At 64.5% G+C, this 24,224-nt stretch carries 23 protein-coding genes; 13 read left to right on the forward strand and 10 right to left on the reverse strand.

Annotated features, from left to right (window positions below):
- Nucleotides 1–550: 550 nt before the first annotated feature.
- The 5 genes from CY658_RS22245 (at nt 551) to CY658_RS22260 (ending at nt 6,561) form a co-directional block, all read left to right on the forward strand.
- Entirely contained in the window at nt 551–3,214 is a 2,664-nt protein-coding gene (locus CY658_RS22245; RefSeq protein WP_180839017.1) for a type VI secretion system Vgr family protein, read from the forward strand.
- Nucleotides 3,211–4,524: an N-acetylmuramidase family protein gene (locus CY658_RS22250; protein WP_257884960.1), complete on the forward strand. Its 1,314-nt coding sequence runs from the start codon at nt 3,211–3,213 to the stop codon at nt 4,522–4,524. Before CY658_RS22245 ends, CY658_RS22250 begins: the two co-directional genes overlap by 4 nt.
- Complete coding sequence (locus tag CY658_RS32530; RefSeq protein WP_143713755.1) at nt 4,511–5,173, forward strand: hypothetical protein; 663 nt, start codon at nt 4,511–4,513, stop codon at nt 5,171–5,173. Before CY658_RS22250 ends, CY658_RS32530 begins: the two co-directional genes overlap by 14 nt.
- Before the next feature lie 83 nt (nt 5,174–5,256).
- Nucleotides 5,257–5,973 (forward strand): hypothetical protein, encoded by a 717-nt coding sequence (locus CY658_RS22255; RefSeq protein WP_143713757.1) that lies wholly within the window; start codon nt 5,257–5,259, stop codon nt 5,971–5,973.
- 105 nt (nt 5,974–6,078) lie between these two features.
- Nucleotides 6,079–6,561 carry a molybdenum cofactor biosynthesis protein MoaE gene (locus CY658_RS22260; protein ID WP_101492253.1) on the forward strand — a complete coding sequence of 161 codons (483 nt, stop codon included), beginning with the start codon at nt 6,079–6,081 and terminating at the stop codon, nt 6,559–6,561.
- 25 nt (nt 6,562–6,586) lie between these two features.
- Here the strand turns inward: CY658_RS22260 and CY658_RS22265 are convergent, their stop codons facing one another.
- Nucleotides 6,587–7,423 carry an acid phosphatase gene (locus CY658_RS22265; RefSeq protein WP_101492254.1) on the reverse strand — a complete coding sequence of 279 codons (837 nt, stop codon included), beginning with the start codon at nt 7,421–7,423 and terminating at the stop codon, nt 6,587–6,589.
- A gap of 108 nt (nt 7,424–7,531) precedes the next feature.
- Nucleotides 7,532–8,524: a Bug family tripartite tricarboxylate transporter substrate binding protein gene (locus CY658_RS22270; protein ID WP_101492407.1), complete on the reverse strand. Its 993-nt coding sequence runs from the start codon at nt 8,522–8,524 to the stop codon at nt 7,532–7,534.
- A gap of 145 nt (nt 8,525–8,669) precedes the next feature.
- Here CY658_RS22270 and clpB point away from each other — a divergent pair, with 145 nt between their 5' ends.
- Together clpB and CY658_RS22280 are read left to right on the forward strand one after the other, a co-directional pair.
- Nucleotides 8,670–11,291, forward strand: a complete 2,622-nt coding sequence (clpB, locus tag CY658_RS22275; protein ID WP_101492255.1) for an ATP-dependent chaperone ClpB — start codon at nt 8,670–8,672, stop codon at nt 11,289–11,291.
- Nucleotides 11,292–11,300: 9 nt separating this feature from the next.
- Nucleotides 11,301–11,630, forward strand: coding sequence for a hypothetical protein (locus CY658_RS22280; protein WP_223301262.1), 330 nt, complete (start codon nt 11,301–11,303; stop codon nt 11,628–11,630).
- 16 nt (nt 11,631–11,646) lie between these two features.
- On the opposite strand, the gene CY658_RS22285 is transcribed toward CY658_RS22280, so the two are convergent.
- Genes CY658_RS22285 through CY658_RS22310 form a run of 6 tightly spaced genes read right to left on the reverse strand, consistent with a single transcriptional unit; the run spans nt 11,647 to nt 18,269 of the window.
- A complete protein-coding gene (locus CY658_RS22285) occupies nt 11,647–13,464 on the reverse strand; it encodes an AMP-dependent synthetase/ligase (RefSeq protein ID WP_101492408.1) in 1,818 nt (605 codons plus the stop codon).
- Between the two features lie 2 nt (nt 13,465–13,466).
- Nucleotides 13,467–14,300 (reverse strand): ABC transporter ATP-binding protein, encoded by an 834-nt coding sequence (locus tag CY658_RS22290; RefSeq protein WP_101492256.1) that lies wholly within the window; start codon nt 14,298–14,300, stop codon nt 13,467–13,469.
- A gap of 8 nt (nt 14,301–14,308) precedes the next feature.
- Nucleotides 14,309–15,496: an ABC transporter substrate-binding protein gene (locus CY658_RS22295; RefSeq protein WP_101492257.1), complete on the reverse strand. Its 1,188-nt coding sequence runs from the start codon at nt 15,494–15,496 to the stop codon at nt 14,309–14,311.
- Nucleotides 15,497–15,511: 15 nt separating this feature from the next.
- The gene (locus CY658_RS22300; protein WP_101492258.1) at nt 15,512–16,549 is read right to left on the reverse strand and encodes a branched-chain amino acid ABC transporter permease; all 1,038 of its coding nucleotides are present in this window, start codon (nt 16,547–16,549) and stop codon (nt 15,512–15,514) included.
- Between the two features lie 2 nt (nt 16,550–16,551).
- Nucleotides 16,552–17,430, reverse strand: a complete 879-nt coding sequence (locus CY658_RS22305) for a branched-chain amino acid ABC transporter permease (protein ID WP_056583166.1) — start codon at nt 17,428–17,430, stop codon at nt 16,552–16,554.
- Nucleotides 17,430–18,269, reverse strand: coding sequence for an ABC transporter ATP-binding protein (locus CY658_RS22310; protein ID WP_101492259.1), 840 nt, complete (start codon nt 18,267–18,269; stop codon nt 17,430–17,432). The genes CY658_RS22305 and CY658_RS22310 overlap by 1 nt, the downstream gene beginning before the upstream one ends.
- A gap of 168 nt (nt 18,270–18,437) precedes the next feature.
- Here CY658_RS22310 and CY658_RS22315 point away from each other — a divergent pair, with 168 nt between their 5' ends.
- Genes CY658_RS22315 through arfB form a run of 4 tightly spaced genes read left to right on the forward strand, consistent with a single transcriptional unit; the run spans nt 18,438 to nt 21,549 of the window.
- Nucleotides 18,438–19,100 carry a TetR/AcrR family transcriptional regulator gene (locus tag CY658_RS22315; RefSeq protein WP_257884961.1) on the forward strand — a complete coding sequence of 221 codons (663 nt, stop codon included), beginning with the start codon at nt 18,438–18,440 and terminating at the stop codon, nt 19,098–19,100.
- Entirely contained in the window at nt 19,097–19,897 is an 801-nt protein-coding gene (locus tag CY658_RS22320; RefSeq protein WP_101492261.1) for an enoyl-CoA hydratase/isomerase family protein, read from the forward strand. The genes CY658_RS22315 and CY658_RS22320 overlap by 4 nt, the downstream gene beginning before the upstream one ends.
- A 43-nt stretch (nt 19,898–19,940) precedes the next feature.
- Complete coding sequence (locus CY658_RS22325; protein ID WP_101492262.1) at nt 19,941–21,125, forward strand: acetyl-CoA C-acyltransferase family protein; 1,185 nt, start codon at nt 19,941–19,943, stop codon at nt 21,123–21,125.
- A 16-nt stretch (nt 21,126–21,141) separates the two neighbouring features.
- Nucleotides 21,142–21,549, forward strand: a complete 408-nt coding sequence (gene arfB, locus CY658_RS22330) for an alternative ribosome rescue aminoacyl-tRNA hydrolase ArfB (protein ID WP_101492409.1) — start codon at nt 21,142–21,144, stop codon at nt 21,547–21,549.
- Here the strand turns inward: arfB and CY658_RS22335 are convergent.
- Nucleotides 21,518–22,045, reverse strand: coding sequence for a hypothetical protein (locus CY658_RS22335; RefSeq protein WP_101492410.1), 528 nt, complete (start codon nt 22,043–22,045; stop codon nt 21,518–21,520). The two genes, arfB and CY658_RS22335, sit on opposite strands and share 32 nt — an antisense overlap.
- Before the next feature lie 123 nt (nt 22,046–22,168).
- On the opposite strand from CY658_RS22335, the gene CY658_RS22340 reads away from it, so the two are divergent.
- Both CY658_RS22340 and CY658_RS22345 read left to right on the forward strand, forming a co-directional pair.
- Nucleotides 22,169–22,747 (forward strand): DUF3299 domain-containing protein, encoded by a 579-nt coding sequence (locus tag CY658_RS22340; protein WP_180839018.1) that lies wholly within the window; start codon nt 22,169–22,171, stop codon nt 22,745–22,747.
- A 157-nt stretch (nt 22,748–22,904) separates the two neighbouring features.
- Nucleotides 22,905–23,318, forward strand: a complete 414-nt coding sequence (locus CY658_RS22345; protein WP_101492264.1) for a GFA family protein — start codon at nt 22,905–22,907, stop codon at nt 23,316–23,318.
- A gap of 10 nt (nt 23,319–23,328) precedes the next feature.
- Here CY658_RS22345 and CY658_RS22350 read toward each other — a convergent pair whose 3' ends face one another.
- Nucleotides 23,329–24,213: a LysR family transcriptional regulator gene (locus CY658_RS22350; RefSeq protein WP_101492265.1), complete on the reverse strand. Its 885-nt coding sequence runs from the start codon at nt 24,211–24,213 to the stop codon at nt 23,329–23,331.
- Nucleotides 24,214–24,224: the final 11 nt, after the last annotated feature.

Consider the following 24,224-nt stretch of genomic DNA (forward strand, 5'->3'; position numbering starts at 1 on the left):
AGCCTTGGCAGGGTTCCGTCGCTCATCCGACGACGGAACCTCGGCTCCGGTCAGACGAGCTTTGGTTTTTTGGCTTTGCTGCCCTGGCGCGCGCAACGGCTCTCGGGCTGCGACAGCAGCGGGGAGAACGTGGCGAGACAAGGCATTGCGGCAGTCTAGCCTAGGAGGCCTAGGCTGATGAAGTGCCGAAGTTCGCAATGACTGCCATTGCGGTGGACGCCCAGCACGGGGCGCGCCGCTCGCCATGTGCACACACGGGTTGAAGGGGGCTGGAACGCGTCGATCTCCTCTCCTGGGAGGAAAAGAATCCAGAGCGAAGCCCTGTTGCAACCACACCAATGAGGCGTTCTGACGTGGTCGGCGTGCGATGGATTTTGCAAACTACTCCGCACTCTCTTTGAGTTTGTCCGCTGGCAGGAGCCGCGTGACCATTGTTTGCTTTGGTGCAGGGTGCGCACGCCCCAGACTTTTTGACCGATCACTCGTCAAGGTCCAGTGCGTGTCTTCCATCTTTACCATCTCACGAACCGTCTGCATCAGCAGCGCCGCCATGCCCAGCTTGCTGGGCAGTCCCGCACTGGAATTCAAATCCCTCGACGGTCGCGAAGCGTTGGGGGAGCTCTTCGAATACACCGTGCGGCTGCAGACCCCCGACAGCCCGGCGCTCACCGAGTACGTCACCGCCAATATTCCGGTCAAGCAACTGATCGGCAAGGAGTTCGGCATTCGCCTCGAACTCGACGGCAAGGGCTTTGGCGTGGCTGCCCGCACGGGCGCAGGCACACGCGAGATCAACGGCCTGGTGACCAGCGCACGGTTCGTGCAGCACGAAAACCGCCGGGGCATCTACGAGATATCCCTGCAGCCCTGGCTGACCCTGGCCACCCGCACCAGCGACTACAAGATCTTCCAGAACAAGACCCCGCTGGAGATCATCGAGGAGGTGCTCGCCGACTACAGCTTTCCGACGGAGAAGCGGCTCACCCATCGCTACCCCCAAAGGGTGTTCCAGGTCCAGTACGGCGAAACGGACTTCGAGTTCATCACGCGGCTGATGCAGGAATTCGGCATCTACTATTTCTTTGAACACAAAGAGGGTGCCCACAAACTGATCCTGGTGGACGACGTCGGCGCGCACATGAAGTTCGAGAGCCAGGCCTATCACGCCATTCGCTACGACCCGCCAGGCCACAAGATCGACGAGGAATACTGCGACAACTTCTGCAGCGTCGAAAACCTGGAGTCGGGCCAGTGGGTCACCGACGATTTCGACTTCACCAAGCCACGCGCCCGGCTCCAGCAAGTCTCCAAGATGCCGCGCCACACGGGCAACAACGCGCAGGAAATGTACAGGTGGCCGGGAGACTACAGCGATCCGGACGAAGGCGGCGATCTGGCGCGCACGCGCATGGAAGCCGCCGGTGCTCCTGGCAGCCGTGGCAGAGGAAGCGGCAACCTGCGGGCCGTGGTGACGGGCTGCACCTTCTCGCTGGCCAACTACCCTCAAGACATAGCGAACCTCGAGTACCTAGTCATCGCCAGTACCTTGCGCCTGCACGAAAGCGCGCATGCCAGCGGACAGGAAGACTACGTTTGCCGCACCGACTTCGAGGTTCAACCCGCCAACAAGATCTTTCGCTCACCGCAGACCCAGCCCAAACCCAGAACCACGGGCCCGCAAACAGCCATCGTCACCGGCCCCAGCGGTCAGGAAATATGGACCGACGAGTACGGCCGCATCAAGGCCAGCTTCCATTGGAACCGCTACTGCACGAAGGACGAAAACTCTTCTTGCTGGATTCGCGTGTCCTCCCCTTGGGCGGGCACCAACTTCGGCGGCATGCACATTCCACGCATCGGCCAGGAAGTGATCGTCGACTTCGAGAACGGCGACCCGGACCGGCCCATCGTCACCGGCCGGGTCTACAACCGGTTGAACATGCCGCCCAGGCAATTGCCCGAGCAGAAGAACCTATCCGGTTTTCGCAGCCGGGAACTGAGCGCGGACGGCAAAGGCCCGGGTGGGCGAAGCAACCACCTCGAACTGGACGACAAGGCCGGAAAGATCCAGGCGCAACTCAAGAGCGATCACCAGTGCAGCAGCCTGAGCCTGGGGCACATCGGGCGCATCGAAGACACGGCGGGGCGCAAGGACGACCGGGGCCAGGGCGTCGAACTGCGCACCGATGGGCATGGCGCCATCCGTGCCGCCAAGGGCTTGCTGCTCACGACCGAGGCCAGGTCCAACGCGCAGGCCCACATCACCGACATGGGAGAGACCGTAGCGCGCCTGACGGCCGCACGCGATCTGCACGAGGGGATGAGCGATACCGCGCAGAAGGCGAAGGCGCACCTGGCTGGCGATCAGGATGTGGTCACCGAGGTCCTGAAGGCGCAGAACGACGCCATCAAGGGCAAGGGCGGCAATGCATCGGAAGGGCAATTCCCGGAACTGAGTGAACCTCACTTGGTGCTTGCCAGCCCGACGGGCATTCACAGCACCGCCGGCACGACGACGCACATCGCGAGCATCGAGCACACCTCCCTCAGTAGTGGCGGGCACACCAGCATCAGCGCGGGCAAGAGCCTGTTGGCCAGCGTCAAGGACGCCGTGCGCCTCTTCGCCTACAAGGCCATTCGACTGACGGCGGCCACTGCGGGCATCGACATTGTGGCGCTGCAGAACAGCATCAACCTCATGGCCAAGCTCGATATCAAGCTGGAAGCCAACCGGATCACGATCACCGCCAAGGAAGAGATCCTGGTCAACGGGGGGAGCAGCTACACGCGGTGGAACGCCTCGGGCATCGTACATGGCACCAATGGGGTGTGGTGTGAACATGCGGCACAGCATTCGCTGATCGGCCCTGCGAGCTTGCCTGTGCCCCACAGCCTTCTTCCGATCGTGGAAATAGAGCAAAACAAAGAACACCGGTATGTGCAGAAATTCGACATCACCACATTGGTCGACTACGGCCCCATGGCCGAAGTATTGCAAGGCAAGTCATACCGAATCTATTTACCAGACGGCAGCTTGGTCCAGCAAGGCTATGTGTCCGAGACAACGGCTTTGGTCCATACCGAAACTTCGGTCAAGGTGCGTTGCGAGATTGGCGCAGGCGATTGGGATGTGCATGAGAACGGCTATGACTACAACCAAGTCAATGGCGGTGAAGCTAAACAAAATGACGACAACCGAGATAGCAGGCAATGACCACTTACTCCTTTAACTCCACGACTGGTAGAGTTTCAAACGCCCCGGCCAATACCGTAAGATCGGAAAAAAACATGCCCAGTATCACCGACCCTGTTGTGAGAAAACCCGGCGACGTCGATGTAGAAGCAACTTTTGTTTTTGTTGATTCGGTTAAGCACGGTATCAAAGGGCTGACGGTCAAGATTGAGGGGGGCGAGAAAAGCGAGATAGCTGTCACTGCGGAGGATGGGACCGCAGTTATCTGGCACAACGCGAAGCGCGGCGAGCCAATCAAGATCTACGTCAAGAAGCGAAGCGGAGATTTCGACCTCAAAGGCACGGTTGCGCCGAAATTGGATGTAAACAATTACACCATTCAAAGTCCCGAATATCATATCGAGGCCATTACCAGACTGACTTCCGAAGAGCAGTTGGCAAAAGACCTGAATATCCCCGTTGTGAAGAGCGGTGAAGTCATGACGGTGCAGCGACTGACAGGGGAGTTGGCCCCCTATATTGCATCTAAGCAGGTGGTGACAGAAGCTGGAAAAGTGATCAAGGACAGCCCTGTGCGAAAAAAAATCAAAACCCAAGACCCGAAAACCAAAAAAATAACAACAAAAATAGAAATCGAGCACCACTATCATGCGGTAGACACAAAAAAACCGCGCACAGTCGTAATGCACGTGCTTGGATCGAGATTGAACTACCCGACTACGCTTGAAGTGACTGAAGCTCAATATGCCGCCATGGCCAAGGAGCTTGGATGCGAGGTGGCTGCAATCAAAGCAGTAGCACAAACAGAAACCACTGGCGAAGCGTATTTTTCCAATGGATTGCCAGTAATTCTATTTGAGCGCCATAAATTTTTCAAACTAACCAAGCCTGCAAAAGGAGGGCACCCATACGCCAAATTTTCGGATATTTGCAATCCTATAGTTGGCGGTTATAACCCGCCTGAAGGCTATGCCCACGACGCGTTGAAAATTTGGCAGTATGAACGAATGGTGAAGGCGGCCCAGTTGGATCGCGCCGCAGCAGTTGCATCATGTTCTTGGGGTGCTTTTCAGGTGATGGGTGAATATTGGAGTTCGATGGGATACAGCAGCCCGGAAAGCCTTGCAAATGAATGCATGGCTTCCATTGATGGGCAAGCCAAGCTTTTCATGAAATACATAAAAATGAAAAACAAAGAGGTGGGGATAATAAAAAAACTGATAGATAAAGATTGGGAGGGATTTACTGGCTACTACAATGGAGCAAACTGGAAATCCCAAAATCCAAGCTACCCCGCAAAAATGAAGAAGGCCTATGATGAGAATAAGTAAATCGATCATCCTGATTGCGATTTATTTTTTGACGCCGTTCTCCTTTGCCGGGAGGTTGCTTCAGTTTGAATATCCATCGCTCCTGATATTTAAGTCCCAAGCTGGGGTTTATGGGTATTACAGATCGACTTTGCCGGAAGTAAGTGGGATTAGAAAATCGCCGATTGAATGCAGATTTTTCTTTTACTCCAAGGGTCGGCCGGCGATTGAAAGTGGGAAATATTTTGCTGATGTTTTTCTCACTGAAGGAGCTTTTTCAAAAAGAAATAAATCATCCGACACTTTCGCTTCGATATATCATCAAGATTCCACTTGGTTTATTCAAGTGCAGCAACAAGACGCGAGTTGCGATGGTGCGGCGGGTTGGGATTTTCGACTTGGCCCGAACGACAGAGACGTCACAAGATTTGATGTCACGGTCAACACCGGGGCCATGTATTTACGCCTTGCTTTAAAAAAAGAGAAGATTCTTCCTCACTGGAAAAGTATTTCTTCTCAAGCGATTAAAAATTTAAACCCCGGTGATGTCGTCGCTGTCACGAAGGAAGAGTTCATGTTCTCCAAAGTCAGATGGTTGAGCCCTGAGACAGGCGAGATAATTGAAGGATGGGTAAGAACGGAGACTCTTGTAAACCCATTCCCTGATTGAAAAAATTTCGAATAGATATTTTTTTCGGTCGGTGATCGGTCTTCGCCTCGCTTGGCAGTAGGTGAGAAAAGGATTTTGACGGTATGAATAACGCAACGACGTTGGGCCCGACGCCGCCCAAATCACTCTCAGCAGCAGGATGTTTCGGCAGCTTCGTGGCGCCATCGCTGCTGTTCATTGACGACTTCGAGGTCCAACAGATGATTGTGCAGATGTGCTGTTTGGGCTGGAATGTTGGGTTGTTCTCCGACGCGGATCAGCGTGAAGCGTGCATCGATCAGGTATATGCCACGGTCGCGATCCACGTGCAGCCACCGGGCGTCGAGCGAGCGTGGAAGCGGGAGGTGCGCGAACTAGCAGAGCTCAAGCGCGAGTTGTTTCCTTGGCTGCTCCAGACCCTGCCCGAAGCCGATCTGCACCGGGGTGATCGTCACAACGTGCTGATTGCTGGAAATGGCGCAAACGCGATTGAACGCGAAGTGGTGACGTTTCCGCATGTGGGCGGCGTGCTGCACCTCGTCAAGTTGTTGCACACGATGGAGGTCGACATGCAGATGGAGGTCGAGCGGGTTGGCAAAGCGAAGCGAAAGCGCGGAGCATTGACGGATGTGGGAGCGACGCAAATTGCGAATGCCTGCTGCGCGCAGCGGGCTGATTTGCGGAGCTATAGAAAAATGCTCGAGCACTGGCAGGAGATTCAGATGGCCGAGTTCTATCAACGAGTGACCAGATCTGCGCTCGGCGTGGTTGACAGAATCGAGGGACGCGCTCGGGAGGTTCTGGCTATTCTTTGGCGTTGATGCAAAGAGAGGCGAGCGGCCAGCATCTATGTGTTGATCGAATCGAAGCCGCGCTGGTGCGCTCGCTCCGACGCTGAATCTACATTGCGATGCCACAATTCGGACATGAACGTTGCGCGTGTTTCGATCCAGACGGCCGATTTCGATCTCTCTGAAGAGGTCGCCACGTTGCGTGCCGGCGACAAACGCGTGGGCGCCGTCTGCAGTTTTGTCGGCACGGTCAGGGACCGCAACGACGGCAGCACCATCGCCTCGATGGAGCTGGAGCACTACCCCGGCATGACCGAGAAGGCCATCGAGGCCATGATCGACGAAGCCCACACGCGCTTCGACATCCTCGGCGCGCGCGTGATCCATCGCGTGGGGCTGCTGCAGCCGCTCGACCAGATCATGATGGTGGCGGTGGTGTCCGCCCACCGCGGCCAGAGCTTCCAGGCCTGCGAGTTCCTGATGGACTACCTGAAGACGCAGGCGCCGTTCTGGAAGAAGGAGCAGACGCCCGAGGGCGCCCGCTGGGTCGATGCCCGCGTGACCGACGACGAGGCGCTGGCACGCTGGGGCATCGCGGCGTCGAACAGCGCCACCTGAGCGGCGCGTTCGGGGTCTGCGAAGTTCAGGGCGCGATCAGTGCCGAGGTCGCCAGTGCCTTGGCTTCCGCGCCGCAATCCTGAGCGGGCACCGCGCCTGCCGCGCGTGCCTTCGCAATCTCCGACCGCGCGCCCGTCATCTGCGCCTGGAACACCGGGTTCGTGTGCAGCTTCGCCACGGTCGCCGCGCCGACCAGCCGGCCGTTCTCGATGTCGCTCTGCCAGTGCACGCCGCAGATCGCGCGGCTCTGCGAGAAGGCGCGGCCGCGCTGCAGCAGCGCATCGGCGCGTTCGGGGGCGAGTTCCGTCAGCACCAGTGCCCAGGCCCAGCCCAGGGCTGCGTGGCCTGAGGGGTAGGAGCCGTCCTTGGCCAGAAAGGCTTCTTCGGCGGGCGTGCAGCTGCCGGTCTTGAACGCGACGAAGGGGCGCGTGCGGTTGTAGGTGTTCTTGGCCTTGTAGGTGGCCGAGCCGGCATCGGCCAGCGTGCGGCGCAGCAGCATGTTCAGGTTCGGCGTGGCCTGCTCAGAGATGGGCATGCCCAGCGCGCACGAGAACACCTCGGCGGCCTTCGGAAACTTGAGGTTGGCGTCCTGCACCGCCAGTGCGCCGCGCGGCGTGCCCTGCAGGGCCGTGAGCGCGCGGAAGGTGGCGCCGTCGGCTGCCAGCGCAGGCGAGCCTTCGGCCGGGGGCGGGGGCAGCAGGGCGAGGCTGTCGGGCAGCTCGGCGGTGGGCAGGTAGCCCTTCAGATAGCCCGAGCCGGGGCGCAATTCGCCGACTTCGGCAGGAGAAATGGGGGCGGTGGTGCCGCAGGCGCCAAGCAGCAGCGCAGCCGCCAGCGAGGCGGCGAGGGTCGTGAATTGCATGAGGGATGTGTCTCCGGCTTTGTTTTTTTGAAAGGTGAGGTCCCATCGTAGAGGGACCCCACCGGGCCGGAAGATCACCCAGGTGACGGCCGTGTCAGGCCGCGCAGATCAGGGCTTGAAGCCGCTCGCCTGGATGATCTTTTCCCAGGTCTGCGTGTAGCTGCGCACGCGGCCCGCGAACTGGCCCTGGGGCTCGTAGCCGACCGTCAGGCCCATGGTGGTGAGCTTCTGCTTCACGTCGGGCATGGCCAGCACCTTCTGCAGCGCGTCGCCGTATTTGTCGATGACCGCTTGCGGCGTGCCCACCGGCGCGAAGATGCCGTAGTAGGGCAGGTCTTCCAGGTTCGCAAAGCCCAGCTCGGTGAAGGTCGGCACGTTCGGCAGCAGGGCCTGGCGCTTGGCGCCGATGGACGCCACGATGCGCACCTTGCCCGCGCGGTGGTTCTCGATGAAGTCCGGCACCGAGGCGATGCCCGCGGTGATCTGGTTGCCCAGCATGTCGGCCGTCATGGGCGCGCTGCCGCGGTACGGTGCGGGCTGCACGTCGATCTTGTACTTGTCCGAGATCATCTTCACGAGGAACTCGGGGATCGACGCGGGCGCCGGCACGCCGATGGTTTCTTTGCCGCCCTTTTGCGTGCGGATCCACTTCACGTACTCGTCGATGCTCTTGGCCGGCGTGCCGCCCGACACCGCCAGCACGTTGGCAAAGGTGGCAAAGCCGGCCACGGGCACGAAGTCGGTGGCGGGGTTGAAGCCCGGGTTCTTCACCACCTGCGGCAGGATCGAAATGGAGTGGTCGTGCGACAGGAACAGCGTGTGGCCGTCGGCCGGCGCGGCCTTCAGCGCCTGCGCCGCAATCTGGCCGCCCGCACCCGCGCGGTTCTCGACCACCACGGGCACGCCCAGCACGTCCTTGAGCTTTTCGCCCAGGGTGCGCGCAATCGCGTCGGTGCCCGCGCCGGCGGGAAAGCCGACCAGGAGGCGCACCGGCGTGCCGCTCTGGGCCTGTGCCAGGCCGGCCATGCCCAGGGCAGCCGCCAAAAGACCCACGCTGAACGCGCGGCGCATCGGCTGGACGCGCTGCATTGAAAAAACCATGATCGACTCCATTCGAGATAAAGAGAGAAATGCCTGTGGCAGGACGCTGCGGGGCCCGGTGCAATACCCGTGCCCAGGGTGCAAATCCGATTCACAACCTTGAATCGTGCCCGAACAGCCCTATTTTGGATGCAGGAATACCACCATGCGACAAGACAAACTCACCACCAAATTTCAGGAAGCACTGAGCGACGCCCAGACGCTGGCGCTCGGTAACGACAACGCCTACATCGAACCGGCCCACCTGCTGGTCGCGATGCTGCGCCAGGACGACGGCCCGCGTGCCCTGCTGGAGCGTGCCGGCGTCAACGTGCCCGGGCTGCTGCAGGCGGCCGAGGGCGCCATCAAGAAGCTGCCCCAGGTGCAGGGCCACGACATCGTGCAGGTCGGCCCCGAGCTGGGCAAGCTGCTGCAGGCGACCGAGAAGGAAGCCATCAAGCGCAGTGACCAGTTCATTGCGGGCGAACTCTTTCTGCTCGCCGTGGCCGACAGCAAGGCCGACATCGGCAAGCTCGCCAAGGACAACGGCCTGAGCCGCAAGTCGCTCGAATCGGCCATCGAGGCCGTGCGTGGCGGGCAGGGCGTGAACAGCGCCGATGCCGAAGGCCAGCGCGAAGCCCTCAAGAAATACTGCATGGACCTCACCGAGCGCGCCCGCCTAGGCAAGCTTGACCCGGTCATCGGCCGCGACGAAGAAATCCGCCGCGCCATCCAGGTGCTGCAACGCCGCACCAAGAACAACCCCGTGCTCATCGGCGAACCCGGCGTGGGCAAGACCGCCATCGTCGAAGGCCTGGCGCAGCGCATCGTCGCGGGCGAAGTGCCCGAGTCGCTCAAGGGCAAACGCGTGCTGTCGCTCGACATGGCCGCGCTGCTCGCGGGCGCCAAGTTCCGCGGCGAGTTCGAAGAGCGCCTGAAGACTGTTCTGAACGAACTCGCGAAGGACGAAGGCCAGACCATCGTCTTCATCGACGAGCTGCACACCATGGTCGGTGCCGGCAAGGCCGAAGGCGCGATGGACGCGGGCAACATGCTCAAGCCTGCGCTCGCGCGCGGCGAGCTGCACTGCGTCGGCGCCACCACGCTCGACGAGTACCGCAAGTACATCGAGAAAGACGCCGCCCTGGAGCGTCGCTTCCAGAAGATCATCGTGGGCGAGCCCAGCGTCGAGGCCACCATCGCCATCCTGCGCGGCCTGCAGGAAAAATACGAAGTGCACCACGGCGTGCAGATCACCGACCCGGCCATCGTGGCCGCGGCCGAACTGTCTGACCGCTACATCACCGACCGCTTCCTGCCCGACAAGGCCATCGACCTGATCGACGAGGCCGCGGCCAAGATCAAGATCGAGATGGACTCCAAGCCCGAGGTCATGGACCGCCTCGACCGCCGGCTGATTCAGCTGCAGATCGAGCGCGAAGCCGTGCGCCGCGAAAAGGACGAAGCCTCGCAGAAGCGCTTCGGCCTCATCGAGGACGAGATCGCCAAGCTGCAAAAAGAAATCGCCGACTACGACGAGATCTGGCAGGCCGAGAAGGCCCAGGCCCAGGGCAGCGCGCACGTGCGCGAAGACATCGACAAGATCAAGTTCCAGATCGAAGAGTGGAAGCGCAAGGGCGACTTCAACAAGGTCGCCGAGCTGCAATACGGTCAGCTGCCTGCGCTCGAGAAGCGCCTGAAGGAAGCCGAAGAGAGCGAGGCGAACAAAGGCAAGTCCAGCGCGCCCACGCTGCTGCGCACGCAGGTCGGCGCCGAAGAAATCGCCGAGGTCGTGGCACGTGCCACCGGCATCCCGGTCGCCAAGCTGATGCAGGGCGAGCGCGACAAGCTGCTCGTGATGGAAGACAAGCTGCATGAGCGCGTCGTCGGCCAGGACGAGGCCATCGGTGCGGTCGCGAATGCGATCCGCCGCTCGCGCTCGGGCCTGTCGGACCCGAACCGCCCCACGGGTTCGTTCCTGTTCCTCGGCCCCACGGGCGTGGGGAAGACCGAGCTGTGCAAGGCGCTCGCGGGCTTCCTGTTCGACAGCGAAGACCACCTCATCCGCATCGACATGAGCGAGTTCATGGAGAAGCATTCGGTCGCCCGCCTCATCGGCGCGCCGCCGGGCTACGTGGGCTATGAAGAGGGCGGCTACCTCACGGAAGCCGTGCGCCGCAAGCCCTACAGCGTGGTGCTGCTCGACGAGGTGGAGAAGGCCCACCCCGACGTGTTCAACGTGCTGCTGCAGGTGCTCGACGACGGTCGCCTCACGGACGGCCAGGGCCGCACCGTGGACTTCAAGAACACCGTCATCGTGATGACCAGCAACATCGGCTCGCCGATCATCCAGGCGATGGTGGGCCAGCCCAGCGAGGACATCAAGGAAGCGGTGTGGGACGAGCTGAAGAACTACTTCCGCCCCGAGTTCCTGAACCGCATCGACGAGACGGTCGTGTTTCACGCGCTCGACGCGAAGAACATCGAATCGATCGCGGCGATCCAGCTCAAGGTGCTCAAGGCCCGTCTTGCGAAGATGGACCTGGGCCTGGAGGTGTCGCCCGCGGCGCTGGCCGAAATCGCCAAGGTCGGCTTCGACCCGGTGTTCGGTGCGCGTCCGCTCAAGCGCGCCATCCAGCAGCGCATCGAGAACCCGCTCTCGCGGCTGTTGCTCGACGGCAGCTTCGGGCCGAAGGACACGATCGAGGTCGAAACCGACCCGATCCAGTCGCCGGGCCAGTTCTCGTTCCGCAAGGGCGGGGAACCAACGGCGGCTGCATCGGCCTAAAGTCGGATGATGAACTTCATTCTTCGCGTCATTCTTCTGCTCCTGGGGCTGGTCTTCGCGGCCAGCCTGGCCGTGGCGGCCCTGCTGCTGGCGGCGGTGTGGGGTGTGCGCTACGCCTGGGGGCGCCTCACGGGCAAGCCCGTGACGCCCTGGGTCATGCGTTTCAACCCGCGCTCAGGCTTCGACCGATTTCGCCATGCGGCACAACAGCCGGCCGAGCCCACGGCGGCTGACGTGGTCAGCGCCCGTGCACGCGGCGAGTCGGTGCGCAGCCCGGTCGTGCTGGGCCCCGCCGACGATGTGACCGACGTGCGGGCCCGGCCCGTGCGCGGCGACTGAGCCCCGTTTCCCCCGATCAGGCGCTGTACAGCGCCTCGATCTCGTTGGCGTAAGACTTGTAGATGCTGGAGCGCCGCACCTTCATGGTGGCGGTGACTTCACCGTCGTCATGGTCCAACTCTTTGGTGAGCAGATGAAAACGTCTGATCTGCGACACCTGCGCCAGCTTCCCATTGCCGCGCGCCACTTCGGCCTCGATCAGCGCGCGCACCTTGGGTTCTTCCACCAGCGAGCGGAAATGCGTGAAGGGCAGGCGCTGGGCTTCGGCCCATTTGCCGACCGTTTCGTAGTCGATCTGCAGCAGCGCGCCCACGAACTTGCGGCCGTCCGCCACCACGATGCATTCCTTGATGAAGGGGCTGCCCTTCATGGTGTTCTCGATCTCCGAGGGTGTGAGGTTCTTGCCGCCGGCGGTGATCATGATGTCCTTCAGCCGATCGACGATGCGCAGCTGGCCGCCGGCTTCTTCGCGCACCACGTCGCCCGTGTGCAGCCATCCATCGCGGATCGATGAGGCCGTGGCCTCGGGGTTCTTGTAGTAGCCCTCGAACACCATGTCGCCGCGCACCAGCAGCTCGCCCGCTTCGCCCACGCGGTGCTCGGTGCCTTGCGTGGGCGGGCCGACGGTGCCGATGGTCACGGCGTCGGCGCGGTGGCCCGCGACCATGCCGGTCGATTCGGTCAACCCATACACCTCGACCAGCGGCACGCCCAGCGTGCGAAAGAAGCGCACCACGTCCGCCGGAATCGGCGCCGCGCCCGTGAGCGCGATGCGTGCGCGGCGCAGGCCGATGAAGTTCTGCAGCGCGCGCAGCACGGTCCAGTAGGCGAGGGCGAAGCGGCCCCGTTCGGCCAGCGTCCAGGCGCTGCGCGGTTTCTCGGCCAGCGGCGCGCAGGCCTCGATGGCCTTGTGGAACAACGCGCGCTGCAATCTGCCGGCTTCCTGCATCTTGATGCTGATGCCCGCATGCAGCTTTTCCCAGATGCGCGGCACGCCGAGGAACATGGTGGGCGCGACCTCGCGCAGGTCTTCCTGCACGGTGCGGATCGATTCGCCGAAGTTGACCTGCGAGCCCAGATACAGCGGCACGAAGGCCGTGAGCATCTGCTCGGCCACGTGGCACAGCGGCAGGTACGACAGGTGCGTGGTGCCGCCGTCGAGCCCGAGCCGCTCGACGATGCCGGGCACGACGCCGCGGATGTTGCGGTACGAAATCATCGCGCCCTTGGGCTTGCCGGTGGAGCCCGAGGTGTAGATCATCAAACCGATGTCGGCGAGCGTCTGGCGCTGCAGGGCGGCGTCGATGAGCGCGGTGCCGTCGCGGGCCAGCACTTCGGCGCCGGCCTGCTCGACTTCGGCAAAGGTCGCGATGCGCTCGCGCACCTCGGGCGGGTAGCTCGCGAGGCCCTTGGTCTCGATCACGATGATCTTGCGCAGACTCGGCAGCTGGTCGAGCGCGTCGAGCACCTTGTCGGTCTGCTCCTGGTCCTCGCAGACGATCACTTCGATGTCCGCATGGCCGACCACGTACGCGACCTCGTTGCTCGGGCTGGTGGGGTACACGCCCACGGTCACGGCGCCGATGAGCCCCGCGCCCATCTGCGCGAGCAGCCATTCGACGCGGTTCTCGGAAATCACGCCCAGGTGCCCGCCGGGCGCAAGGCCCATTGCGTGCAGGCCCAGGCCGAAGCGGCTGGCGCGCTGCAGGTAGCCGGCCCAGTCCAGCGGGTGCCAGATGCCGAAGTCCTTCTGCCGGATCGCGATGCGCTGCGGCTGCAGGCGCGCCTGCTCGCGCAGCATCTGCGGCAGCGTGAGCGAAGGAAGCGGGTTCATCGTCATGACAGCCAGCGCTTGCGGCGCTTGTAGTGCTTCAGCTCGCGGAAGCTGCGCGATTCGCCACTGCCGCCCACGCCCAGGTAGAACTCGCGCACGTCGGGGTCGGCCGCGAGGCGCTCGGCACTCCCGTCGATCACGACCTTGCCGCTTTCCATGATGTAGCCCGTGTGGGCGATGGCCAGTGCCACGCTGGCGTTCTGTTCCACCAGCAGCATCGAGGTGCCGCGCTCGGCGTTGATGCGCGCGATGATCGTGAAGATGTCTTCGACGAGCTTGGGCGAGAGGCCCAGCGAGGGCTCGTCGAGCAAGATCAATTGAGGCTGCGCGACCAGCGCGCGGCCGATGGCGAGCATCTGCTGCTCGCCGCCCGAGAGGTAGCCCGCAAGGCCCTTGCGGCGCTCATGCAGGCGAGGGAAGTAGGCGTAGACGTCGTCGAAGTTGCGCGATGCCGGCGCAGCGCCCGTGCGCCCCGTCAGCGCGTAGGTCGCGGCCACCAGGTTCTCTTCGACCGTGAGGTCTTCGAACACACGACGGCCTTCCATCACATGGCTCAGGCCGCGCCGCACCAGCTGCTGCGGCGCGAGCCGATCGGTCGGTGCGCCGTCGAACACGATGCGCCCGGCCTCGACCTCGCCGTCTTCCAGCGCGAGCAGGCCCGACACCGCCTTCAGCGTGGTCGACTTGCCCGCGCCGTTGCTGCCCAGCAGCGCCACGATCTGCCCGCGCGGCACGGCCAGCGACAGGCCGCGCAGCACCTGCACGACCTTGTTGTAGACCACCTCGATGTTGTTGACCTCGAGCACGAGGTCGGGCGGTGCCGCGCGCGCGTCCATCGTGCCGGTCAGTTCAGTGCGATCCAGTCCGACGCCGGCACCATCTTCTGCGCCTTCATGTCGGCCTTGTAGACGCGGCCCACGGGAATCGAGTTGCCCTTGATGGTGATCGGCGTGCCGATGATCCCGCCCGTGTCGAAGTCCTTGATGGTGTTGAGCGCGGCCTTCAGGTTCTTGCCGTCCAGCGGCTTGCCGGCGTCGAGCGTGCGTTTGGCGGCTTCGGTGAACAGCATCGCCGTGAGAAAGCCCTGCGTGTAGGCCGTGCTCTGGTACTCGGGGCGCAGCGCGCGGATCTTGTCGAGCATCGGCGCCTTGGCTGTGGTGTCGTAGTAGTAGCGGTAGGGCATGACGCCCATGAAGCCGTCGCCGCCTTCGCCCATCTTCATGACGGTGGAGCTGTCCATGGTCCAGAAGGTGCCCATCCACTTGCTGGTCATGCCCATCTGCTTGCCCTGCTGCACGAACTCGGGAATGGGCGCGAGGATGTAGCCGTGGAAGATCGTGTAGTCGGGCGCGGCGCGGCGCAGCTTGATGACCTCGGTCGACACGTCGACGCTGCCCGCGGGCGTCATGAGCTTCACCGGCACGCTCAGGCCCAGCTTCTTCGCGGCGGCTTCGCTGGCCTCGATCGGGTCGCGGCCGAACTCGGAGTCGGAGTACACGAAGGCCACCTTTGCGCCCGGCTTTTCCTTGGCGATGTGGCGCAGCAGGATGCCGATCTGCTCGGTGTAGTCGGGGCCCACGAGAAACTGGTTCGGGTACTTGGCCGGGTCGTTGAGTTCGGTGGCGAACGACGCGCCCGCCATCAGAATCTGGCCGCCGCGGTCCAGCTCGGGGTTGATGGTCTTCGAGAAACCGGTGGAGTCGCCGTAGTAGAGGTTGACCTTGTTCTGGCTCGTGATCTTCTTGAAGGCCGCCACCGACACGTCCACCTTGTAGCCCGTGTCTTCCGGCACGTAGCGCAGCTTGCGGCCCTTGATGCCGCCCGCGTCGTTGACGATCTTCACGTAGTCGGCAATGCCGGCGTTGATGCCCACGCCCGCGAAGGCGAACACACCGGTCATGGGGATCGAGCCGCCGATGACGATGTCTTCGTTGGCTTGCGCGTGCGCGGCAAAGGGCACGGTGGCGGCCAGGCCGGCTGCGAGCAGCAGGGCGCGGCGCTGGTGAGAAGGCTTCTTCGTTGTCTTGGGCATGTGTGTCTCCTGGTTCTAGTTACGGAACGGCCATAGGTGAAAGAAGCGGCGCAGGCGCCGCCACACTTCTGCGAGCCCGTGCGGCTCGAACACCAGAAATCCGACGATGAGCAGGCCGAAGACGACGGTGCGCACCGGCGAGAGGAACACGGTCATCTCGACGCCGCCCGGCAGCAGGTCGACCACCAGCTTGAGCAGCTCGGGCACCATGGTCATGAACACGGCGCCGAAGATGCCGCCCAGGATGGTGCCCATGCCGCCGACGATGATCGCGGCCAGGAAGAAGATCGACATCAGCAGCGGAAAGCTCTCGGGCGTGACCACGCGAAAGAAGTAGGCCCACAGCCCGCCCGCCACGCCCGCGTAGAACGACGAGAGTCCGAACGACAGCAGCTTGTAGCGCAGCAGCGGAATGCCCAGCACCTCGGCCGAGATGTCGCGGTCGCGGATGGCGATGAAGGCGCGCCCCACGCGCGTGCGGAACAGGTTGGCCGCGCCGAGCACCATGAGCACCATCACCGGAACGATCACCCAGTACAGGCGGAACGAGGTGTCCAGCGGCAGGCCGAAGAGCTGCGCGGGCGGCAGCGAGATGCCCGTGGTGCCGCCCGTGAGCTTGAGGTTGGCGAACAGGAAGTGCGTGATGAACGAGGCCGCGATGGTCGCGATGGCCAGGTACAGGCCCTTCACGCGCAGCGACGGAATGCCGACGACCAATCCGCCGAGCATCGCGACCACGCCGCCCGCGAGGATGTTCAGCAGGAAGGGCGTGCCCAGCCGCGTCTGCATGATCGCGACGGTGTACGCGCCCAGGCCCATGAACGCGGCCTGGCCCAGGCTCACGAGGCCCGTGTAGCCCGTGAGGATGTTCAGGCCCGTGGCGCTCGCGACGTTGATGGCGACGAGGCACGCGAGGTACAGCCAGTAGTCGCTGGCCATGAAGGGGAACAGCACGAGCAGCGCGACGCCGACCGCGAGCCACACCTTCTGCGTGCGCGAGTCGAACAGCGCCGCGTCGGCGGTGTAGCTTTGCTTGAGGGTGCCGATGCGCATGGCTAGAGTCTCTCGATCTCGTGCGTGCCGAAGAGCCCGTACGGCCGCACCATCAGCACGAACACCAGCACGATGAAGGTGGCGAGCAGCTTGTATTCGCCGCCGAGGTAAGAACCGGCCAGTGCTTCGATCAGCCCGATGAGCACGCCGCCCACCAGCGCGCCCAGCACGCTGTCGAGCCCGCCGACGATCACCACCACCAGCACCGACAACCCGAACACGCCCATCGACGACGAGATGCCGCCGATGGCGCCGACGATGATGCCGGCCACCGCCGCGATCATGGACGAGGCCACCCAGGCCAGCGAGAACACGCGCGGCACGTGGATGCCCATCGAGTACGCCGCCGCCTGGTCCGAGGCCGTGGCCCGCAGCGCGACGCCGCCGCGCCAGAAGCGAAACAGCAGCAGCACCAGCCCGATCAGCACCACCGCGATCAGTGCGCCATAAGCGATCTTCGGCGCCAGGAAGGCCTCGCCGACCATCACGGGCGTGTTGGGCAAAAACTCGGGCAGGCGGCGCTGGTCGGCGGTCCAGATGATCTCGACCAGCCCGACGAGGATCGACGCCAGCCCCACCGTCACCATGAACACCGAGATCGGCGGCTCGCCCAGCAGCGGGCGGATCATGGTGCGCTCGATCACCGCGCCCAGCAGGCCGGTGCCGATCACCGAGCCCAGCACCGCCATCCAGATCGGCAGCGAGAAGCTCGCGGCGAAGGTGAAGAACAGGTAGGCGCCGACCATCAGCATCTCGCCGATGGCGATGTTGACCACGCGCGTGGCTTTGTAGACCAGCACGAAGGCCAGCGCCGCGAGCGCATACAGGCCGCCGCCGGCAATGCCGGTGAGCGCGATCTCGAAGAGGTAGGCCCAATCCATCAGGCGGCTCCCACGGCAGCTTCGCCGCGCAGCCGGCGACGCAGCTCACCGACATCGCCCGCGCCGAGGTAGGCGCGAATCACTTCGGGGTCGGCCTGCACCTGCGCCGGCGTGCCTTGCGCAATGACCTGGCCGAAGTTGAGCACCACCACGTGGTCCGACAGGTCCATCACCATGCCCATGTCGTGTTCGACCATCAGCACCGTGATGCCCCACTCGCGCCGCACGTCGAGGATGAAGCGCGCCATGTCTTCGGTCTCCTCGCGGTTCATGCCGGCCACGGGCTCGTCGAGCATCAGCACCTTGGGCTGCATGGCCAGCGCGCGCGCCATTTCCACGCGCTTCTGCAGGCCGTAGGGCAGGGCGGCCACCGAGGCGTGGCGGATGTGGTCGATCTCGAGGAAATCGATGATGCGTTCTTCGACGTCGCGGCGCAGCTCGGCCTCTTCGCGGCGCGCGCGGCCCAGGTAGAAGAGGGCGTCGAACACATTGGTCTTCAGGTGCGTGTGGCGGCCGAGCTTGATGTTGTCGAGCACGGTCATGCCGCGGAACAGCGCGATGTTCTGGAAGCTGCGCGCCAGGCCGAGCGCGGCGCGTTTGGGAGCGGGCAGGCGGGTGATGTCCGCGCCTTCGAACAGCACGCGGCCCTGCGAGGGCTTGTAGAAGCCCGAGATGGTGTTGAACAGCGAGGTCTTGCCCGCGCCGTTGGGCCCGATCACCGCGGTGATGGAGCCGGACGCGACGCTGAAGCCGACGTTGGTGAGCGCCTTCACGCCGCCGAATGCCAGCGTCAACGCCTCGGCCTGCAGCACCGGGGCCGTGGCGGAAGGTGCGGACATGGAGGGTTCCCGTCGGGTCTCGTCAGGCATGGCTAAGGGGCGCGCCGCAAGGTCAGGGTTTGTGTCCAGCAGCGAAATGCTACTGGCCCGTAAAATTCCTACTGGTCGGTAATGTCTGTGTTCGCCGCAGGTCGCGGCATCGGGACTTTCCCCGCCCGCACAAACCCCATGCCCCGTTCTTCCGCCGTTCCAGCCTCAGCGCCCACTTCTCCGTGGGAACCCGCCGACCGCCGCGCGCAGCAGCGCGAGGTGAAGCGCATGGCCGTGTTGCGCACGGCCGCCCAGCTCTTCAACGAGCGCGGCTTCCACGCGACCTCGCTCGACGACATTGCCGAGCGGCTCAACGTGAGCAAGCCCACGCTGTACTACTACATCGAGAACAAGGACCAGATCCTGCTCGAGTGCGTGAAGATGGCGCTCGACCTCATGCAGACCGGCATCGGCGAGGTGCGCGCCGCGGGCGGCAGCGCCATCGACCAGCTCAAGGCCTGCATGCGCATCTACTCGGGCGTGGTCACGCAGGACTTCGGCATGTGCGTGATCCGCATCGGCGAAGACCCGCTGCCCGATCCGCTCAAGAAGGAACTGCGCCGCCTCAAGGCCGGCATCGACGGGCATTTCCGCCGCCTGATCGAAGAGGGCGTGGCCGAAGGCGCACTCGCGCCCTGCGACGCGAAGATGGCCGCCTTCATGCTGGCCGGCGCGCTGAGCTGGATCGGCCGCTGGTACCGCCCCGACGGCGACCTCACGCCCGACCAGATCGCCGACCAGGGCATCGAGCTGCTGCTCAACGGCGTGCTGCAGCGCGCCCCGACGAAAGCAAAGACATGACGACAACCCCAGAGACTTCTTCTTCCGCACCCCTGCTGGTGGGCCGCGAAGGCGCGGTGGCCACGCTGCGCTTCAACCGGCCGGCCGCGCTCAATGCCATCGACGTGCCGATGGCCACCGCCTTCCTCGCCGCCGCACGCACCTTGGCTGCCGACAAGGGCGTGCGCGCCGTGCTGCTGAGCGGCGCGGGCAAGGGCTTCATGGCCGGCGGCGACTTGGGCGTGCTGAGCGCCGACCCGAAGCAGGGCGCGGCCGACCTCATCGGCCCGCTGCACGAGGCGCTGACCGTGCTCGACGCCATGGACGCACCGCTGGTCGCACAGGTGCACGGCGTGGCGGCCGGCGCCGGCCTGAGCCTGATGCTGCAGGCCGACTTCGTGCTCGCGGCCGAAGGCACGCGCTTCAACCTGGCCTACGTGAACATCGGCACCAGCTGCGACGTCGGTGCCTCGTGGGCGCTGCCGCGCCTCGTCGGCATGCGCCGCGCGCTCGAGATCGCGATGCTCGGCGACACCTACGACACCGCCGCCGCCGAGCGCATGGGCCTGATCAATCGCGTGGTGCCTGCGGCCGAGCTTGAATCCGAAGCCATGGCCCTCGCGCAGCGGCTGGCCAAGGGGCCGACTGTGGCGCTGGGCAACCTGCGCCGGCTGATGCGCGGCTCGCTCGACCGCGACCTCGCGAGCCAGCTCGACGCCGAGTCGGCCGCGTTCCAGTCGTGCGCGGCCACCGACGATTTCCGCATCGGCCTCGATGCCTTTTTCGGCAAGAAGCCCGCGGCCTTCACCGGCCGCTGAAGAATTCCTTGTTTTCGTTTTTTCAATCCAGGAGATCCATCCCATGACTTCACGCGACATCTTCGTGGTCGGCACCGCCCGCACCGCCATCGGCACCTTCGGCGGTGCACTGAAAGACGTGCCCAACACGCAACTGGCCACCACCGCCGTCAAGGCCGCCATCGAACGCAGCGGCGTGGCCGCAGACGCCATCGGCCATGTGGTCATGGGCAACGTGATTCCCACCGACGTGAAGGACGCGTACCTGAGCCGCGTGGCCGCCATCGATGCGGGCTGCCCGATCGAGACACCGGCCTTCAACGTCAACCGCCTGTGCGGCTCGGGCCTGCAGGCCATCGTGTCGGCGGCGCAAGCCATTGCGCTGGGCGACTGCGACATCGCCATCGGCGGCGGCTCCGAATCGATGAGTCGCGGCCCGTACTTCGACACCTCGGCGCGCTATGGCGCACGCATGGGCGACGCGGTGCTGGTCGACTACATGCTGGGCATCCTGCACGACCCGTGGGAGAAGATCCACATGGGCATCACCGCCGAGAACGTGGCCGCACGCTACGGCATCACGCGTGAGCAGATGGACGAACTGGCCGTGACCAGCCAGCAGCGCGCCGCCGCCGCCATTGCCGCGGGCCGCTTCAAGGAGCAGATCGTTCCGGTCGAGGTGAAGACGCGCAAGGGCGTCGTGCTGTTCGACACCGATGAGCATGTGCGCGCCGACACCACCATCGACACGCTCGCGAAGATGAAGCCCGCGTTCAAGAAGGACGGCCTCGTGACCGCCGGCAATGCGTCGGGCATCAACGACGGCGCAGCCGCCGTCGTGCTGGCCGAAGGTGGCCGCGTGAAGGCGCTGGGCCTGAAGCCGCTGGCACGTCTGGTCGGCTACGCACACGCAGGTGTCGAACCCGCGTACATGGGCATCGGCCCGGTGCCCGCCACGCGCAAGGTGCTGGAGCGCACGGGCCTGAAGGTTGCCGACTTCGACGTGATCGAGTCGAACGAAGCCTTCGCGGCACAGGCCTGCGCCGTCATCAAGGAACTGGGCTTCGACCCGGCCAAGGTGAACCCGAACGGCTCGGGCATTTCGCTGGGCCACCCGGTGGGCGCGACCGGCGCGATCATCACGACGAAGGCGATTGCCGAGCTGCACCGCACGGGCGGCCGCTATGCGCTGGTCACGATGTGCATCGGTGGCGGCCAAGGCATCGCCGCTGTCTTCGAGCGCGTTTGAAGGCACACTCGCGGGCATGCTCCGCCCCCCACTCCTGATCGACCCCGACGAGGTCGACTTCAGCGCCATCCGTGCGCAGGGGGCGGGCGGGCAGAACGTCAACAAGGTGTCGAGCGCGGTGCACCTGCGCTACGACATCCATGCCTGCTCGCTGCCCGCCGACGTGAAGGAACGGCTGCTCGCCTTGCGCGACAGCCGCATCACGCAGGAAGGCGTGTTCGTGCTCAAGGCGCAGCAGCACCGCACGCAGGAGATGAACCGCGCCGACGCGCTCGCGCGGCTGCAGGCGGTGATCGACAGCGTGGCCACGCCGCCGCGCGTGCGGCGCGCCACCAAGCCCACCTACGGTTCGAAGCAGCGCCGGCTCGAAGGCAAGAGCCAGCGCTCGCAGATCAAGAACCTGCGCGGGCGGGTGCAGGACTGACCGGCTTGTCGCCGCGCAGCCGCTGGATCTGCAGCGTCACGCCGACCACATACAGCGCGCCGAGCACCGCGGTGATCGCCTTCAGTTCGGGCGCCTCGGCGCTCGGCAGCAGCGGCGCGCCCAGCGGCAGGCGCGTCAGTGTTTCGGTGAAGGCCGGAATCCAGTGGAAGAGAAAGCTCGCCGAATAGGCGACGGCCTCGATGTAGCGCGATTTCGGCCCGAGCCGCCCGTACCCCGCCAGCGCGCCGACGGCCAGCGCCACCAAAGTGATGATGCCCAGCGCATGCGGCTTGCCGAAGCCGCCGTGCTGGAAGATGCCGAAGCCCGTGAGGCAGGTCAGCACCGTGGTCCAGATGAAGACCTGGCCCAAGCCGGTGCGCAGGGTGATTTCCTTGTAGCGCAGCAGGGCCCAGAGGCCTGCGAACACGGCGATCAGGCTGATCGCGGTGTGAACCGTGCCGAGTGACGTCAATCCCAGCCATCCTGTGGGTGCCATGCGGATCTCCTCGTGGTCGTGGTGCGGCATTCTGGTGCCGTCCGTAACTTGTGTCATCTGTTTCAAAAAAACCGTAAGTCCCCGTTTGCACGCCCGAAACATTGGGCAAGCAAAATGGAGGGCATGAGTGCTTTCGTTTCGCGCGTCGTGTCGGCGTTGCTAGTGACCTTCGCGTGCATCGGACTGGCCGGCTGTGGTCAGGAAGGAGCAGGCGAGCAGGCGGCGGGCCCATCCGCCGCACAGGAACTTGCATGGGACGCCCTGATCCCCAAGGACTGGGACCCCACCAAGCGCTACCGCAACATCAGCCTCGAGGCGTTGCGCGACAACGACCCGCGCGCGATCCAGATGCTCGACGAGATGCGTGCCGTCTGGGACAACGCGCCGGTCAACGTCACGCTCGACGGCACCGTCGCCAAGCTCTCGGGCTTCGTGGTGCCGCTCGATGCCACGCCCGACGGCATCCGCGAGTTCCTGCTGGTGCCGTACTTCGGCGCCTGCATCCACACCCCGCCCCCGCCCGCCAACCAGATCGTCCATGTGATCGCGCCCGCGCCCGTGAAGGGGCTGCGCGCGATGGACACGGTGCGCGTCAGCGGCATGCTGAAGGCGGCGCGCTACGCGTCGGCGGACATGGGGGTGAGCGGCTACGAGATCGCGTCGGCGGCGGTCGAGCGGCTGGTGGTCACGCAGGGGCCATGAGCGCCGCCAGCTCGCCCAGGGCCGGCTCCAGCAGCCGGTAGCTCAGCCGCTCGGCGACCCGGAACGCAGCGCCCGGGATTCACGACGATCTTGTTACTCCCCCACCCAGCCCTCGCTCGAATAGATTGCCCCTCATCACTTCGAAAGGGCAAGAACCATGAACCCGGCCTACACCGGCGGTTGCGCGTGCGGCGCCATTCGCTACGAGATTTCAGGGGAACCCGTGTTCCAGAACGACTGCCAGTGCCTGGACTGCCAACGCAAGAGCGGCACGGGCCATGGCTCGTATCTCAGCTTCGCGGGCGCCGAGGTGAAGCAGACCGGCGCGGCCACGCTGTGGAGCCTCAAGGGCGACAGCGGCAACGTCAAGACGCGCGCCTTCTGCCCGACCTGCGGCTCGCCCGTGTACATGACCTTCGCGGCGATGCCCGGCGTCTTCACCGTGCATGCCGCGAGCCTGGACGACCCGGGGCGCTACCGGCCGCAGGCGGTCACGTACGCGGTGCGCGGGCACGCCTGGGACTTTCTCGACCCGGCACTGCCGAAGTTCGAGCGGATGCCGCCGGGCTGAACCCAGCCGGTCAGGCCATGCGTTGCGACAGGAAATCGAGGAACGAGGTGATCCGCGCCGACAGCTGCGTGTTGCGGTAGTACACGGCGTTGACGGGCTGGCGCACGTCGACCGTGTCCTTCGGCAGCACATGCACCAGCGCGCCGCTGGCGCGGTCGGTGGCGGTCATGAAGTCCGACAGGCAGACGATGCCCACGCCGGCCAGCGCGAGCTGGCGCAGCGTCTCGCCGCTCGATGCGACGACGGTGGGCGTGATGGTCCATTCGTCGCCGTGCACGCCGCGCAGCGGCCAGCGGTTCAGCGACTCGGGCTGCGTGAAGCCCAGCAGCGCGTGGCCGGCCAGCTCGTCCACCTTGCGCGGCTTGCCGTGGGCCTCCAGGTACGCGGGGCTTGCGAGCACGCGCAGCCGGTGCGTGCCGAGCGGGCGCGCATGCAGCGTGGAATCGCGCAGCGGGCCGATGCGTATCGCTACGTCGGTGCGCCGCTCCAGCAGGTCGATGGGCAGGTCGTCGGTGTCGAGTTCGAGGCTGATCTGCGGGTAGAGCCGGCGGAACTCCGGCACCAGCGGCACGATGGCGTGCAGCATGAAAGGCGAGGCCGCGTTCACGCGCAGGCGGCCGGCCGGCTGCTGGCGGCGCGCGGCCATGTGTTCTTCGGCGTCGTCGATCGCGTCGAGGATGGCCCGCGTGCGCTGCAAAAAGGCGGCGCCTTCTTCGGTGAGTTCGAGCCGCCGCGTGGTGCGGCGCATCAGCGTGGTGCCGAGCTTCTGTTCGAGCCGGCTCAGCGCGCGGCTGATGCCCGACACGGTCTGGCCGAGCTGGTCGGCTGCGGCGGTGATCGAGCCGGTGTCCACCACGGCGCGGAAGGCGACCAGTTCTTCGATGGTGGTTTTCATGGCGCCCGTGT

Origin of the sequence: Variovorax sp. RO1 (genome assembly GCF_002849325.1) — a bacterium.
Classification (GTDB): Bacteria; Pseudomonadota; Gammaproteobacteria; order Burkholderiales; family Burkholderiaceae_C; genus Variovorax.

What these genes read in the sequence shown, in the direction of transcription:
- CY658_RS22245 (WP_180839017.1), top strand. Translation starts at nt 551, where the DNA reads ATGCCCAGCTTGCTGGGCAGTCCCGCACTGGAATTCAAATCCCTCGAC.
- CY658_RS22250 (WP_257884960.1), top strand. Translation starts at nt 3,211, where the DNA reads ATGACCACTTACTCCTTTAACTCCACGACTGGTAGAGTTTCAAACGCC.
- CY658_RS32530 (WP_143713755.1), top strand. Translation starts at nt 4,511, where the DNA reads ATGAGAATAAGTAAATCGATCATCCTGATTGCGATTTATTTTTTGACG.
- CY658_RS22255 (WP_143713757.1), top strand. Translation starts at nt 5,257, where the DNA reads ATGAATAACGCAACGACGTTGGGCCCGACGCCGCCCAAATCACTCTCA.
- CY658_RS22260 (WP_101492253.1), top strand. Translation starts at nt 6,079, where the DNA reads ATGAACGTTGCGCGTGTTTCGATCCAGACGGCCGATTTCGATCTCTCT.
- CY658_RS22265 (WP_101492254.1), bottom strand. Translation starts at nt 7,423, where the DNA reads ATGCAATTCACGACCCTCGCCGCCTCGCTGGCGGCTGCGCTGCTGCTT.
- CY658_RS22270 (WP_101492407.1), bottom strand. Translation starts at nt 8,524, where the DNA reads ATGGTTTTTTCAATGCAGCGCGTCCAGCCGATGCGCCGCGCGTTCAGC.
- clpB (WP_101492255.1), top strand. Translation starts at nt 8,670, where the DNA reads ATGCGACAAGACAAACTCACCACCAAATTTCAGGAAGCACTGAGCGAC.
- CY658_RS22280 (WP_223301262.1), top strand. Translation starts at nt 11,301, where the DNA reads ATGAACTTCATTCTTCGCGTCATTCTTCTGCTCCTGGGGCTGGTCTTC.
- CY658_RS22285 (WP_101492408.1), bottom strand. Translation starts at nt 13,464, where the DNA reads ATGAACCCGCTTCCTTCGCTCACGCTGCCGCAGATGCTGCGCGAGCAG.
- CY658_RS22290 (WP_101492256.1), bottom strand. Translation starts at nt 14,300, where the DNA reads ATGGACGCGCGCGCGGCACCGCCCGACCTCGTGCTCGAGGTCAACAAC.
- CY658_RS22295 (WP_101492257.1), bottom strand. Translation starts at nt 15,496, where the DNA reads ATGCCCAAGACAACGAAGAAGCCTTCTCACCAGCGCCGCGCCCTGCTG.
- CY658_RS22300 (WP_101492258.1), bottom strand. Translation starts at nt 16,549, where the DNA reads ATGCGCATCGGCACCCTCAAGCAAAGCTACACCGCCGACGCGGCGCTG.
- CY658_RS22305 (WP_056583166.1), bottom strand. Translation starts at nt 17,430, where the DNA reads ATGGATTGGGCCTACCTCTTCGAGATCGCGCTCACCGGCATTGCCGGC.
- CY658_RS22310 (WP_101492259.1), bottom strand. Translation starts at nt 18,269, where the DNA reads ATGTCCGCACCTTCCGCCACGGCCCCGGTGCTGCAGGCCGAGGCGTTG.
- CY658_RS22315 (WP_257884961.1), top strand. Translation starts at nt 18,438, where the DNA reads ATGCCCCGTTCTTCCGCCGTTCCAGCCTCAGCGCCCACTTCTCCGTGG.
- CY658_RS22320 (WP_101492261.1), top strand. Translation starts at nt 19,097, where the DNA reads ATGACGACAACCCCAGAGACTTCTTCTTCCGCACCCCTGCTGGTGGGC.
- CY658_RS22325 (WP_101492262.1), top strand. Translation starts at nt 19,941, where the DNA reads ATGACTTCACGCGACATCTTCGTGGTCGGCACCGCCCGCACCGCCATC.
- arfB (WP_101492409.1), top strand. Translation starts at nt 21,142, where the DNA reads ATGCTCCGCCCCCCACTCCTGATCGACCCCGACGAGGTCGACTTCAGC.
- CY658_RS22335 (WP_101492410.1), bottom strand. Translation starts at nt 22,045, where the DNA reads ATGGCACCCACAGGATGGCTGGGATTGACGTCACTCGGCACGGTTCAC.
- CY658_RS22340 (WP_180839018.1), top strand. Translation starts at nt 22,169, where the DNA reads ATGAGTGCTTTCGTTTCGCGCGTCGTGTCGGCGTTGCTAGTGACCTTC.
- CY658_RS22345 (WP_101492264.1), top strand. Translation starts at nt 22,905, where the DNA reads ATGAACCCGGCCTACACCGGCGGTTGCGCGTGCGGCGCCATTCGCTAC.
- CY658_RS22350 (WP_101492265.1), bottom strand. Translation starts at nt 24,213, where the DNA reads ATGAAAACCACCATCGAAGAACTGGTCGCCTTCCGCGCCGTGGTGGAC.